The sequence below is a fragment of the Alkalibaculum bacchi genome (assembly GCF_937875145.1).
GTDB lineage: Bacteria > Bacillota > Clostridia > Eubacteriales > Alkalibacteraceae > Alkalibaculum > Alkalibaculum bacchi_A.
The window spans coordinates 77,426-90,389 of sequence record NZ_CALNCS010000068.1 but is presented as its reverse complement, the minus strand read 5'-3'; the positions used below and the strand labels follow the sequence as shown (position 1 = coordinate 90,389).

The 12,964-nt window shown below is 33.9% G+C and carries 15 protein-coding genes; 1 reads left to right on the top strand and 14 read right to left on the bottom strand.

Annotation, left to right across the window (positions count from 1 at the left end; translation table 11 throughout):
- The 13 genes from flgK to Q7P22_RS04820 all read right to left on the bottom strand — a co-directional run.
- Positions 1 to 1,160, bottom strand: a 1,160-nt coding sequence (gene flgK / locus Q7P22_RS04880; RefSeq protein WP_303861354.1) for a flagellar hook-associated protein FlgK, incomplete at its 3' end; no start/stop codon positions are given.
- Between the two features lie 9 nt (positions 1,161 to 1,169).
- On the bottom strand, positions 1,170 to 1,541 hold the full coding sequence (locus tag Q7P22_RS04875) for a hypothetical protein (RefSeq protein ID WP_303861351.1): 372 nt from the start codon (positions 1,539 to 1,541) through the stop codon (positions 1,170 to 1,172).
- Positions 1,534 to 1,830 (bottom strand): flagellar biosynthesis anti-sigma factor FlgM, encoded by a 297-nt coding sequence (gene flgM / locus Q7P22_RS04870; protein ID WP_303861346.1) that lies wholly within the window; start codon positions 1,828 to 1,830, stop codon positions 1,534 to 1,536. The genes Q7P22_RS04875 and flgM overlap by 8 nt, the downstream gene beginning before the upstream one ends.
- 96 nt (positions 1,831 to 1,926) lie before the next feature.
- Positions 1,927 to 3,009, bottom strand: a complete 1,083-nt coding sequence (gene fliY, locus Q7P22_RS04865) for a flagellar motor switch phosphatase FliY (RefSeq protein ID WP_303861343.1) — start codon at positions 3,007 to 3,009, stop codon at positions 1,927 to 1,929.
- A complete protein-coding gene (gene fliM, locus Q7P22_RS04860) occupies positions 3,006 to 4,004 on the bottom strand; it encodes a flagellar motor switch protein FliM (protein WP_303861340.1) in 999 nt (332 codons plus the stop codon). The genes fliY and fliM overlap by 4 nt, the downstream gene beginning before the upstream one ends.
- Positions 4,005 to 4,006: 2 nt before the next feature.
- Positions 4,007 to 4,411, bottom strand: a complete 405-nt coding sequence (locus Q7P22_RS04855) for a chemotaxis protein CheW (protein WP_303861338.1) — start codon at positions 4,409 to 4,411, stop codon at positions 4,007 to 4,009.
- Between the two features lie 14 nt (positions 4,412 to 4,425).
- The gene (locus tag Q7P22_RS04850) at positions 4,426 to 4,788 is read right to left on the bottom strand and encodes a response regulator (RefSeq protein ID WP_303861335.1); all 363 of its coding nucleotides are present in this window, start codon (positions 4,786 to 4,788) and stop codon (positions 4,426 to 4,428) included.
- 14 nt (positions 4,789 to 4,802) lie between these two features.
- Complete coding sequence (locus tag Q7P22_RS04845; protein WP_303861332.1) at positions 4,803 to 5,405, bottom strand: chemotaxis protein CheC; 603 nt, start codon at positions 5,403 to 5,405, stop codon at positions 4,803 to 4,805.
- Positions 5,398 to 7,416: a chemotaxis protein CheA gene (locus Q7P22_RS04840; protein WP_303861329.1), complete on the bottom strand. Its 2,019-nt coding sequence runs from the start codon at positions 7,414 to 7,416 to the stop codon at positions 5,398 to 5,400. The genes Q7P22_RS04845 and Q7P22_RS04840 overlap by 8 nt, the downstream gene beginning before the upstream one ends.
- Positions 7,417 to 7,438: 22 nt before the next feature.
- A complete protein-coding gene (locus tag Q7P22_RS04835; protein WP_303861325.1) occupies positions 7,439 to 8,212 on the bottom strand; it encodes a protein-glutamate O-methyltransferase CheR in 774 nt (257 codons plus the stop codon).
- The gene (locus Q7P22_RS04830; RefSeq protein ID WP_303861323.1) at positions 8,209 to 9,222 is read right to left on the bottom strand and encodes a chemotaxis response regulator protein-glutamate methylesterase; all 1,014 of its coding nucleotides are present in this window, start codon (positions 9,220 to 9,222) and stop codon (positions 8,209 to 8,211) included. Before Q7P22_RS04830 ends, Q7P22_RS04835 begins: the two co-directional genes overlap by 4 nt.
- 46 nt (positions 9,223 to 9,268) lie before the next feature.
- On the bottom strand, positions 9,269 to 9,751 hold the full coding sequence (locus Q7P22_RS04825; RefSeq protein WP_303861320.1) for a chemotaxis protein CheD: 483 nt from the start codon (positions 9,749 to 9,751) through the stop codon (positions 9,269 to 9,271).
- Positions 9,752 to 9,792: 41 nt separating this feature from the next.
- Positions 9,793 to 10,248 (bottom strand): chemotaxis protein CheW, encoded by a 456-nt coding sequence (locus tag Q7P22_RS04820; protein WP_303861317.1) that lies wholly within the window; start codon positions 10,246 to 10,248, stop codon positions 9,793 to 9,795.
- Positions 10,249 to 10,472: 224 nt separating this feature from the next.
- Between Q7P22_RS04820 and Q7P22_RS04815 the strand changes: the two genes are divergently transcribed.
- Complete coding sequence (locus tag Q7P22_RS04815) at positions 10,473 to 11,564, top strand: HD-GYP domain-containing protein (RefSeq protein WP_303861314.1); 1,092 nt, start codon at positions 10,473 to 10,475, stop codon at positions 11,562 to 11,564.
- A gap of 192 nt (positions 11,565 to 11,756) precedes the next feature.
- Here Q7P22_RS04815 and ychF read toward each other — a convergent pair whose 3' ends face one another.
- Positions 11,757 to 12,848, bottom strand: a complete 1,092-nt coding sequence (ychF, locus tag Q7P22_RS04810) for a redox-regulated ATPase YchF (protein ID WP_303861311.1) — start codon at positions 12,846 to 12,848, stop codon at positions 11,757 to 11,759.
- Positions 12,849 to 12,964: the final 116 nt, after the last annotated feature.

The following is a 12,964-nucleotide window of genomic DNA, read 5'->3' as shown; positions in this document are numbered from 1 at the left end:
TTAATCGTCATGGTATCAATATCGTATTCTATCGTCGCACCTTCTTGAAAAGAAAGCTTCGTATTTCGAAGTCTAGCAATGGCCAAAGCTCTCGTACCATCCCCTGCTGGCGAGTCATCTTCTTTTCCTGTACGCACTAGGCTATTGTCTTTTAGAATGGTATCATTTACTTTTATAGTCCCTGTATCGTCATCAAAGATAAAAAACAAGTTATCTTTTAAATCTACGTCTCCACTATGTACCGTATTTACAGCTTCTGCCATAGTCTTTGCAAATATTTTTAATTCTTCTCTTCTCGTTTGCAAATCACTGAGGGCTTCCATATTCCCTTTGATATTCCCTGAGTTTACTGTGACTTCCTCTTCACCAACTGAAAACAAAACAGAAATCCCTTCTACATTTGCCTGTACTTCCTTAGCACCTTCTGAAATGTTCAGTACTTCTACGGAATCTGATGCGCTATTTAAAGATAATGTCACCCTACCGTAGGTATCAAAAGTAGCATTAAAATCAGTAATACTGGACAAGTCTTTTAGCATTAAATCCCTCTGATCTAATAAATCATTTGGAATTTGATCTTTTAGAGATATATTAAATATTTGTTTATTTAAAGAATCTAATTTTTTGATAATAGAATTCATGTCCTGTACATTCTTTTCTATTTGTCCTTTTGTCTCACCTATCAAAGAATCTGTTTGACTTGTCATGTGTTTTAGGGTATCCGTCAATGTTTTAGATTTTTCTACAACGATGGTTTTCGATGAAAGATTTTCAGGGTTTGAACTAAGTTCTTGCCAACTGTCAAACATCTCTCCTAAATTAAAATTGAGTCCTGTATCTGAGGGCTCATTAAAGATGACTTCTAGCTGGTCTAGAACCTGAGATTTTGTTGTATACTGTTGTAGGGTACCATTTTCTTGCCTGATTTGTTTAGAAACATAATCGTCTACAAGCCTAACAATCGACTCCATCTTGACCCCTGTCCCCAGTTGTCCTACTCCTGTGTAGTTAGAGGCTCTATCTGCTTTTAGATCTACCCTTTGTCTCGAAAAGCCTTCTGTATTCGCATTAGAAATATTGTGAATGACCGTCTGGAGCGCTGTCTGTTGAGCAATAATACCTTTATTTGCTGCATTAAATGAACTAAAAATTCCTCCCATATTCCACCTCTATACTGATTGATCAATTAAATTGATTGTATTTTTTGATTCATAGTTCCCCTTAGGAGAGTAAGTACTTGCACTACCTTGAACATTTTTTGACATACTCTCTAATAAATTATTTTGAAAACTAAGGGCTTGTTTTGTCAAAAGCAAATTCGTTTCTTGTAATCCATTAATTTGCTCTATAATAGCCATAATTTTATTGTTATTTTGTATATTTAAATCTTTTACATTCGATAATTCTTCAATATAACTTTTTTTACTCTCTACAATTTGAGCAATTGCATTTCCATCATTGTGAATCAATGCTTCTTTCTCTTCATGTAATAATGTCAAAAGGGACTTTAAATGATTGGCTACTTCCTGTGTACTATTCATTATTGACACTTTCCTTTTGGTTTTTTATTGCATTCATAATTTTATCTGCAATTTTATCAGGCGAGACTTTATAGGAGCCTTCGAGAATGCTCTTTCGAATCTCTTCTACCTTTTCACTATACTTGTTGCCTTCCGTCTGATTGATCTTTTGGGCTAAAGATTTAGCTGAGTCCGAAATTTCTATATCAATATTTTTTTCTTTTTTAATATTTGTCGTCTGTTCATGTTGCTCTTGTGTTTTGTAAGGATTGTTGCTTATAAAACGACTATGAGAATGATTGATTTTCATTAAATATCCTCCTTGTACCTTTGTATATTAATATCGGAATTATTGAGCATAATTTAATAGTAAACCAAAAGAAAAAATCCCCAAGGGATTTTTTCTTTATTTAAGATTTTTTACTCTCTGTTCTTTGCTGAGTATATTCGTAATTCGTATACCAAAATTTTCGTTTATAACTACAACTTCGCCTTGTGCGATAAGTTTTCCATTTACGTAAATATCTAATGGTTCATCGGTTAGTTTATTTAATTCTACAATGGAACCATTTACCAAGGACAAGACTTCTTTAATGGTCTTGCGAGTTTTCCCAAGAACTACACTGAGTTCTAGGGGCACATCCATGATTAAATCTAGGTTTCTAGGTGCTTTTCTCTCCTCTAAAGGCTTTGTTAGAGGTGGAAATGCAGGTTTTTGTACGGATATTTTTTCTGTACTTACTTCTTCTGCTTTCTCTATTAAAGGAATTTCCTCAATGTATTCTTGCTCCTCTAAAGAATGGGGTGGTTGTTCTTTTGAAGAAGTCACCACAGTATCTCCCATGAGTAAAGTTGAAATTTCATTTACTGTTTCTTTCGTGAAAATTTGCATGATCTGACTTTGTATCAATCCTTCTACATTTAGATCAAATGCAATTTTACACATATAATCTTCCTTGTTAATCTCTGTAATATTAATATTGAATTCATGATCCCATAAAGAAACGTCCGGAGGGAGAATATCTACACTTCTTCCTAACATAGTAGCCATAGATGTAGATGCAGACCCAATCATCTGATTCATTGCTTCTGCAACAGCGCTTAATTCCAGCTCTGAAAGAACATCCTTTTTATTCGTTCCATCTCCACCCATCATCAGGTCTGCAATAATTGTAGCATCTGTAACGTCCATCATGAGTAAATTGATGCCCTTTAGTCCTTCTTTGTATTTTATCTCTGCTACAACTTTAGGAACATCACATTCTTTGATAATCTGCTCAAAAGGTATCCACGAAACCCTTGGTGTAGTTATTAAAACCTTTTTATTAAGTATAGAAGAAAGGGTTGTTGCTGCTGTAGACATGGAGATATTACCAACTTCTCCAATAATGTCTTTTTCTGTTTCACTTAACTGAGACTGTTCTTCATCTACAGATTCACTGCCTAGTAGAGCGTCTATTTCCTCTTGAGATAAAAAGTTTTCGTTCATTGCTCAACATCCTCTTCTACATATTGTAATACTTCTACTGCTAATTTTCTGTTCATTTCACCAGGCCTAACATAATAGTGCAACCGATCCTCTACACACATTCGAAGTGGAGAATCGGTTTGAATATCTAATTGTATAATATCTCCTTCTTCTAGTTGCAGGAAATCATCTACGGTAATAATCGTCTTTCCCAACTCTACTTTTAATTCTACATCAGAATAAATCAGACTCTGCTCTATTAATTCTCTATTTTCATTGCTTTCACTCTTATCTAAATCAAACCAATTTTTTAAACTTAATTTTTCCATAATATTTTCAATAGACATATAAGGTATACATATATTCATAAAACTCTTGTGTTCAAGTATAACGACGGAAAAACTAATTAATACAACAGGTTCATTAGGTGACATATTTTGAATTAATTGAGGATTTGTCTCTAAATTATCAATAACCGTGTTAATTTCTGTAATCTCGTTCCATGCTGCTTCAAAGGCTTTTAACAAACTAGAAATGACTTCCTCTAGTATTCCCACTTCAATATCCGTAAAGGAGCCTTTTGTAGGTATATCTTTATTAAATTCACTTTGAGATCCACCACACATAAGTTCAATAATCTGCATACAGAGTTGGGGGTTTATTTCTAACATTTGATTGCCACTTAAAGGCTTTGAATGAAATACACCTAGCATTGTTGGATTAGGAGTCGAACGAATAAATTCGTCAAAACTAATTTGCTCTACAGCTCCCAAAGTAAAACCAGCATTGACTCGGATTTGACTTGTCAATAAATTGCCAGCAATTTTTGAGAAATTCTCAAAAATCATATGCAATGTATTAATATATTCCTTCGAAAGTTTAATTGGACGCCTAAAATCATAAGCTTTGACGCGATTTTTTTCTTCATCTAACTTTACAGCATCTGGGTCTAGTTCTCCAGTATTTAATGCTTGTAACAGCGTGTCTATTTCTTGTTGTGATAAGACTTCATTCAAATCTATCCCTCATTTTCAGCAAGTAATATCCTTATATCGATGATATTGACAATGTACTCATTTAGTTGAAAAATACCTACTATCCCATCAACTATTTGTGTATGAATTTTTTCAATACTATCTTCTTCGATATCGATAACTTCAATAATATCTTTTACTAAAAGACCTACCTTTTCATCTTCATCATTAATAAGAATGATATTATTATAGCATCTATCCTCTTCTTTGCGCAAAAGTTTACATAAATTAACGAGAGATACTACATTGCCCCTTAAATTGATAAGACCTTCAATCCAGTAGGGTGCACTAGGTACCCTTGTGGAAGGTATATTTTTACTAATTTCCTCTACATGTTCTGTATTTATAGCATAGTATTTGTCATTTAATGTGAATACAATTATCTGCATTTTTTTCAACTCCATTACTGTAACGCTTTATTAATTGATTGTATGACTCGGTCATTATCAAAGGGTTTGACGATAAAGTCTAGGGCTCCAGCTTTTATGGCATCCATTACCATAGATTGTTGCCCCATTGCACTACACATAATAACTTTTGCATCAGGCTTTACTTCTTTGATGCTCTTTAATGCAGCAATTCCATCCATCTCAGGCATCGTGATATCCATAGTCACTAAATCTGGACTTTCTGCTTTAAATTTCTCTATAGCTTCAACACCGTTTTGAGCTTCTGCAACGACCTCGTATCCACCCTTTTCTAATATATCCTTTAATTTCATCCTCATAAAAATCGCATCATCTACTATTAGAATTCTCTTTGACATGATCTTTTCTCCTCTCAAACACCTAATATTTTGAATAATTTTTTTAGCACGCCAGGTTTAGGAATAAAGTATAAAGAAGACTCTATTCTCTTACCTTGATAAAGAAACTCATTTTTTATAATCATAATGTTCTCGTCGTATTGCTCAGACTCTATATAGGCACTACTTAGTATGGCACCGAACATATCCTCACTTAATGACGGTACAGAAGAAATGAGATTTACATTGACCATCTTTGAGATGGCATTTAAATAAGAAGATACTACAATATTGACTAATTCCTTTAAAGTCGAATGATTCAATTCTTCATTTTCCTCTTTTATAAGATCAGGCAACATCATTTGAATCAAGGCTTTTGATGCTTCTGGTCTGGTTACAAATAAGTAAATCCCTTCTGCATCCCCTAACATTTTCATCATAATAGCATCAATCAGGGTATCTTCCGACATGATTTCTTTAAATACATTATTGTAATTTAAGATTTCAATAATAGGTACTTCCATACTTACAGGCTTGCCTATTAATTGAGATATGCTCGTAGCTGCATTTCCCCCACCAACATTTGCCAATTCCTTTATCGTGTCTATTTGTAAAAGAGTATAATTATCCTTATTCAAGATATTCTCCTTTCACATCGTTGCTTAGATTGCTGACATCTAAAATAAGGGTAATATCTCCATCTCCAAGTATGGTAGCACCTAGATACTCTCTCATTTTGCCAAGAACTCTACTAAGCTTTTTAATAACGATTTCTTGTTGTCCTATTAGATCATCTACTAAGAGTCCATAATATTGATCTCCTAACAAAACTAAGATAATGTGTTTATTTGCTCGCTCCGATTCAATACCCAAACTTTTATTTACCCTTATAACTGGAATGGCCTTATCTCTATAAATATAAACCTCATTATTATGAGATTGTAGGATTTGATCCTTTTCTACTTTTACAACTTTTTCAATAACGCCTAATGGCAGAGCAAACGTTTCGTCTCCTACCTTTACAAGAAGGGCCTGGATAATAGATAAGGTAAGTGGCAATTTAATGACAAAAGTGCTTCCCTTGTTGACTTCTGTTTGTACCTCTATACTCCCACCTAATTTGATGATTTTCTGCTTAACTACATCCATTCCTACGCCTCTACCCGAGACATTTGTTACTTCTTTTGCTGTAGAAAATCCCTGACTAAAAATTAGGTTGACCATGTCTCTAGAGCTCATACCTTCTGTACTAATGCCTTTTCTCATGGCGCTTTGCTGCACGGCTTCTGGATCAATGCCTTTTCCGTCATCGCTAACGGTTATAATTACACGATTACCTTCTTGATAAGCAGAAAGCTTTACGGTTCCTACTTCAGATTTTCCTAAAGCCACTCTCTCTTCTACGGATTCTATACCGTGATCTGCTGCATTTCGTAGTAAATGAATCAAAGGCTCACCAATTTCAGAGACCACTGTTCGGTCTAGCTCTGTATCTTCACCTTCTATGACCAATTCAATTTCTTTGTTTAATTCTTTAGATAAATCTCGAATCATCCTTGGAAACCGATTAAATACTACATTTACTGGCTGCATTCGAATCTTTAAGACTAAATCCTGTAGCTCCGAGGTGATCCTTGCAACATGTTCTAAGTGTTCATTTATTTCCGTAGTTTTAAAATCTGTACAAAGGTCTTCTAATCGAGTTCTATAGATTACCAGCTCCGAGACCAAATTCATAAAACTATCCAACTTACTCAAATCTACTCGTATGGATTGATTGACATGATGAGCATTATTTTTGTCTTTGTTCTTTTCAATCTTATTTGTGGGCATAGGTGTAATCTTTGATTCCTGGATTTCCTCTTTAGGAAGCTCTTCTGCGACTGTTAATGTGGCAGCAACTTCACTTTTTTCTACGCTCTCAATAATTACTTGTTCAATCTCTGCTATATTTCCAATGGTCTCCTCTATTTCAGCTCCTTCAAGCTTTGTTAGATAAATCAATGTAAATCGATCTTCAAAATTCCCCTCTTCTAGATCTTCTGCTGAAGGGCTTAATTGGAGAACTTCTCCTCCTTGTTCTAGTCTATTGATTATTAAAAAAGCCCTTGCTCCTTTCAAAAGGCTGTCCTTAGAAATGCGAACACCTATATGAAAAGCATTATACTCCTTGTCTTGAGCTTTTTTTATAACAAACAAATCCGTGTCACTTATATCCTCACCAATGCTAAAATTCGACTCTTTCTCTGCATAATCCGGTGTCTTATTTTGTTTGGCTACTTGGTCAAGGACTTTTACCAAGTCCTCAATATCAAAATCAGTATATTTCTCTTCCCTTAGATCCTCGACAATTTCAGATAATTTATCTAAACAACTGAGAAGTAAACTGATGATTTCTGAATCAATTGCGGAATCTCCACTACGAAATAACTCCAATACATTCTCCATGTGGTGAGTTAATTCTGCCATGCTTTCATATCCCATTGTGGCTGCCATTCCCTTAAGAGTATGGGCTGCTCTAAAGACTTCATCTATGAGGCTACTATCTTGAGAATCTTTCTCTAATTGGAGCAAACAATCATTTAAAGTCTGCAAGTACTCATCTGTTTCCTCAAAAAACAAATCCCGATATTTACTATTATCGTCCATGTGTAACCCTCCTATCTATAAACTATATCTTTTCATAAATAAATGTAGATAATTTTTTCAATCCAATTTCCTTTGGATTGTAGATGCTTTCAGTAGCACCTGTAAAAAGTACTCCTCCGGAAACTAGAGATTCACTTATCTTTGCATAAATTTGATCTTTGGCTTCGTTTTTAAAATAAATTGTTACATTTCTACACACTATAGAATGCAGATTCTTTTGGTATTGATCTAGTATAAGATCATGTTTTTTAAAGGAGACCATATCCTTTATTTTTTCATCAATAATATACTGATTGTCCTGTTGTTTGAAATAATGAGCCAAATTTTTTGAGCTCACATTTTTCAACTGATGATCGTAAAATACACCTTTCTGAGCTTTCTTCAGAATATTATCGTCAATATCTGTTGCAAGAATCTTATTTCCTTTATATAAATTGTATTTATCTAGTATTATGGCTATAGAGTAAGGTTCTGCGCCTACAGAGCAAGCTGCACTCCAGATATTTATACTTTTAAATCTAGGAATAAGCACATCTTTTATTACTGTTTCATATTGTTCAAAGATCTCTTTATTTCGAAAAAACTCTGTAACATTAATGGTGATGTAATCTAGAAATATATTTTTTATTTCCTGATCTTGGCTAATGCGTTTTGCATATTCTCTCAAATCAGATGCCCCAGAGTTTTTCATTATTGTAGCAATTCTTCTCTGAAGCTGTTTTTCCTTATATGCATTTAGGTCTATATGTAAATTTGATTTAACCCAACTGTAGAAGAAATCAAAGTCTAAATTCATCTTAACACCCCTACATGTCTACTTATAGTGCTTGCAATATCTGGTAAGTTCATAATCTTATCAATGACATTGGAAGATATGGCGTGCCCCGGCATACCAAATACCACACAAGACTCTTCATTCTGCGCGATGGTATATCCTCCAGCCTTTTTGATTTCTTTAAGGCCTACGGTTCCATCTTTGCCCATTCCTGTCATTATTACGGCTAGTAATTTGTTTTTGTATACTTTTGCAGCACTTGAAAACAGATAATCTACTGCTGGTCGAACCCCGTAAATCTTGTCTTCCCTATTCAATCGAATTCTATTTTTATCTATTGTCATATGAAAATCTCCAGGGGCAAGGTATACCGTTCCTGCTTGTATGAGCATACCTTCCTCCGCTTCTACCACGTTAAGGGATGTTTCACGATCTAATCTAGTTGCAAAAGAGGTAGTAAAGCCTTTTGGCATATGTTGAACAATAAAAATAGGTACCTTAGCTTTTGAGGGCAATTTATGAATAATTTGAGTAAGGGCCTTAGGCCCACCAGTAGATGCTCCTATGACTACTGCTTCGATTTCATGTATTTGCCCATAAGACGTACTGCTATTATCCTGTTTCTTGAGATATTTACCCTTGGTGTTCCCTAAAACGGATTTGATTTTATTTTCTAACCCTACTTTTAAATCACCTAAATTAGATTTCATATCTTGTGGTTTTTCAATAAAATCTACAGCTCCAATTTGAAGAGCTTCAATCGTAATATCCGCGCCAGTATGAGAGCTAATCATAATCACGGGAATATCATATTTTTGTTTTATAATTTTTAATGTTTCTAGCCCATTTAATTTAGGCATTTCTACATCTAAAGTGATAATGTCTGGTTTGAGTTTTGGAATAATATCTAGAGCATCTAGCCCATTGCGAGCGATGCCAACTACTTCTATTCCTGACATTTCGTTTATAGAATCCGAAATCACTTTTCTCATGAAAGCAGAATCATCGACGATTAGTAATTTTGTATTCATACTTCTCTCCCTTTATTTAGCTAATTCATATTGATTCCTTTGAGAGCTATAATATTGTTATTTCTCTATTTGCCGTTCTTATTTTCACTACAAAACTCTCTAAATCCACAATCATAGTTCTCCCTATACTTCCACCTGTATCACTAGCCAAAATAGGAATTCCTAATTCTTTTAGCTTTTGTTGAACAGCCAATACATTTCGTTCCCCAATATTGTTATTTGTTTTTTTATCGGGAAAGTTAAACATACTGGCTCCTCCTGCAATCTTGGCTATTAGATTTGCATAGGATTTACCCTTTGTAATCTCGTTTATCATCTTAGGTATTGCTAAATCAGCAAATTTTTCAGGTTTTAAATCTTTCATAAAAAAAGTACTGTCTGGCAACATAATATGGCTTAGACCACCTACTTTACTGCTTTTATTATAGATGGCAATTCCCACACAGGAGCCTAATCCTAAAGTAATTAATTTATCAGGTGATTTTCCTACTTTATATTCCGAAATCCCCACTTTTATTTCATCGAGCACAGTTCTTCACCACACTTTCTGTGAAGAACTGATATTCCAATTCAAAGGGCATACTCAATACCCTCTCTAATTTCTTTTTCTTGCTCAAGGGTAAACAATTGATTTATATCTAAAACAATGATAATATCATCATTTGTCTTAATAAAACCTTTAATATATGCTTTTGAAATAGATATATCTTGATTCATTTTTTCATACTGCGTTGACTCAAAATTGCTTATTTCCTTTATATCCTCTACTACAAATCCCATTTGCTTTTCTTTCCATGTAGCGACAATCACCTTTTTACTGTCTGAATTCACAGAGTCGTTATTATATAACCTCTTTGTCAAATCAATAATGGGTAAAATTTCTCCATTATGCTGTATCACGCCTAATAAATAATCAGATGCTTCTGGTATTTTCTTAGGTTGTTCAAATTCTATGATCCGTTCAATTTTTGAAATATCAAGAGCAAAATGTTGACCATTGTTTATAAATACGATAAATTGTTCCATGGCGATTCCTCCTATTAACACTATATGTACTATATCGTGTTTTTCTTTTATTAATTAATATATTTCGACACAAATTATTAACTATTATCAAAATTTGTCGATATTGTTTTATAAATATCAAATATATTTCAAACAAACATCAAGTATATTCCCAATACACTTCAAGTAAGTAAGTGATTAAAAAATAGTTTGATAGATCATAAATCTAGAAAGGTCGATGACAAATGAGATTGGTTCCAATAAATTCGATCTTACCAGGGGCCGTATTATCAAAAACCATATATAGTAAAAGTGGTGCATTACTACTCAGATCCGGATATCCTTTGCATGAAAAGATGATTGATACCGCACGAAAAAATGGAATAGAGTTTTTATATATTGAGGATTCATATAGTGAACAATTAATTGACAATATCATCAAACCAGAGTTGAGAAGAAAAGCAATCCTTACAGTGAAAAAAAGCTTTGAACAATTACATAAATTATCTACTGAAATCAATCCTAATTCAGCAGAAAGTTATGAAATCATAAATAACATTTCATCTCTAGCTGGTGAATTAGTAGATAATATATTATTTACTAAGCAAATTGCATTACATTTAGTTGATATAAAAAATAGAGACAACGATACCTACGATCACTCCGTTAATACAGCATTATTGGCAATCGTATTAGCTATAGAACTTGGTTATGAAAAAAAGCACTTGCATTCTATAACAGTGGGTACACTTCTTCATGATCTCGGGAAATTATTTATTCCAACAGAAATTTTGTTAAAACCAGGAAAATTGACCTTTGAAGAATTTACAATCATAAAAAGACATCCTACATTAGGCTATGACTATTTGAAAAATCAAATAAATATCGACCCTATTTCTCTATCTATTGTCTATGAACATCACGAAAAATCCAGTGGCTTAGGTTATCCCAATAATTTAAAAGCAAAAGATATATCTCCTTTTGCAAAATTGGTTTCTATTTGCGATGTATATGAAGCCTTAACTTCTGATAGAGCTTATAGAAAAGCGGTATCTCCAAACGAGGCTTTAGAGTTGCTTATGGGTTCTTGTGGAAGCGATTTTGATTTAGAAATGGTAAACGCCTTTATCAAGAGAATCAATCCTTACCCTGTAGGTAGCATAGTCAAATTAAGCAATAAGGATCTTGCGGTAATCAAAAAAACAAACTCCAGATATGTCCTTCGTCCTGTAGTGTCTATAATAAAGGATAACTGCACAGATATAAATTTAGTGGATTTAGATTTGATGGAGAAATTTGATGTAGTAATAGAAGGATTATATAGTGAAGCACTGTAAATGAATGAATAACAAGAACGTGCCAACCGTACTCTAGCCATCAACAATCAGCTACCAGTCACCAGCGCTAGAGCCAAGTCTTACAGGTCAAAAATCTAATCACATATAAAGAATATCTACGTCTAAAAGTAAGATTTTTCTGTTAAATTAAAAATGTAGGCTACTAGGAGCCTACATTTTTCACATCTCAAATCAAACATTAAATCGGAAAAGTATTACATCCCCGTCTTTTACTTCGTAATCTTTACCTTCTACTCGGGTCCAACCTAATTCTTTTGCCTTTACGTCGGAACCTGCTTCCATTAATTTTTCATAGGGGGTAATTTCTGCTCGGATAAATCCTCGTTCAAAATCTGTATGGATTTTTCCAGCTGCTCCTGGAGCTTTTGTTCCCTCTGTTATAGTCCATGCCCTTACTTCCTTGGGACCTGCTGTAATATAAGTAATTAAACCTAACAGTTTATAACCAGATTTGATTACTTTGTCTAGCCCCGACTCAAATAAACCTAATTCCTTTAAAAATTCTTCTTTTTCTTCTTGCTCAAATTGAGATATTTCCTCTTCGATGCTAGCACAGATTTTTATTACTTCGGAACCCTCGTCTTTGACATATTCTTTTAAGGATTTGACCATTTCATTGTCTTCACTTGCTACCTCTTCTTCTGAGACATTTGCAATGTAAAGAACAGGTTTTGTCGTGAGCAACTGAAGGGATTTAATGATTTCCCACTCGTTTTCATCAAAATTCTTTTCAGAGGCAAATTTGCCCCCTTCTAATACCTCTTTAATCTTTATAAGAATCTCTAATTCTACTTTATCGCCTTTGTTGCCTGATTTTGCATTTTTAGAAGTTCTTTGAATTCTTCTTTCTAATACTTCTAAATCTGAAAATATTAATTCAAGATTGATGGTCTCTACATCTCGAGTAGGATCTACTTTACCATCCACGTGAACAATATTTGTATCCTCAAAACATCTTACCACATGAGCAATGGCATCTACTTCACGGATATTAGCTAAAAATTTATTGCCTAGACCCTCGCCTTTACTAGCTCCCTTTACTAGACCAGCTATGTCAAAGAACTCAATGGCTGTTGGTACAGTCTTTTCGCTATTATACAAAGCTACTAATTTATCTAATCTGTAATCAGGAACAGATACTACGCCAACATTTGGTTCAATTGTGCAAAAGGGATAATTTGCTGACTGGGCTCCTGCTTTTGTTATTGCATTAAACAAAGTACTCTTACCTACATTCGGTAAGCCAACTATTCCTATTTTCATTTACTACTTCCTCTCATGTATTGATATATCTATTATACATGAAAAAGTTCTACGTTGTATAGTTCTAAGTTCTGTGAAAATTAGGTGGTCTGTCGTAGGTGGTCAGCAAAATCATA

Excerpts from the sequence above, each read along its gene's own strand:
- Q7P22_RS04835 (WP_303861325.1), bottom strand. The coding sequence starts at position 8,212 with ATGAATTTAGACTTTGATTTCTTCTACAGTTGGGTTAAATCAAATTTA.
- fliY (WP_303861343.1), bottom strand. The coding sequence starts at position 3,009 with ATGAACGAAAACTTTTTATCTCAAGAGGAAATAGACGCTCTACTAGGC.
- Q7P22_RS04830 (WP_303861323.1), bottom strand. The coding sequence starts at position 9,222 with ATGAATACAAAATTACTAATCGTCGATGATTCTGCTTTCATGAGAAAA.
- Q7P22_RS04875 (WP_303861351.1), bottom strand. The coding sequence starts at position 1,541 with ATGAATAGTACACAGGAAGTAGCCAATCATTTAAAGTCCCTTTTGACA.
- Q7P22_RS04815 (WP_303861314.1), top strand. The coding sequence starts at position 10,473 with ATGAGATTGGTTCCAATAAATTCGATCTTACCAGGGGCCGTATTATCA.
- Q7P22_RS04855 (WP_303861338.1), bottom strand. The coding sequence starts at position 4,411 with ATGCAGATAATTGTATTCACATTAAATGACAAATACTATGCTATAAAT.
- flgM (WP_303861346.1), bottom strand. The coding sequence starts at position 1,830 with ATGAAAATCAATCATTCTCATAGTCGTTTTATAAGCAACAATCCTTAC.
- ychF (WP_303861311.1), bottom strand. The coding sequence starts at position 12,848 with ATGAAAATAGGAATAGTTGGCTTACCGAATGTAGGTAAGAGTACTTTG.
- Q7P22_RS04840 (WP_303861329.1), bottom strand. The coding sequence starts at position 7,416 with ATGGACGATAATAGTAAATATCGGGATTTGTTTTTTGAGGAAACAGAT.
- Q7P22_RS04820 (WP_303861317.1), bottom strand. The coding sequence starts at position 10,248 with ATGGAACAATTTATCGTATTTATAAACAATGGTCAACATTTTGCTCTT.
- Q7P22_RS04850 (WP_303861335.1), bottom strand. The coding sequence starts at position 4,788 with ATGTCAAAGAGAATTCTAATAGTAGATGATGCGATTTTTATGAGGATG.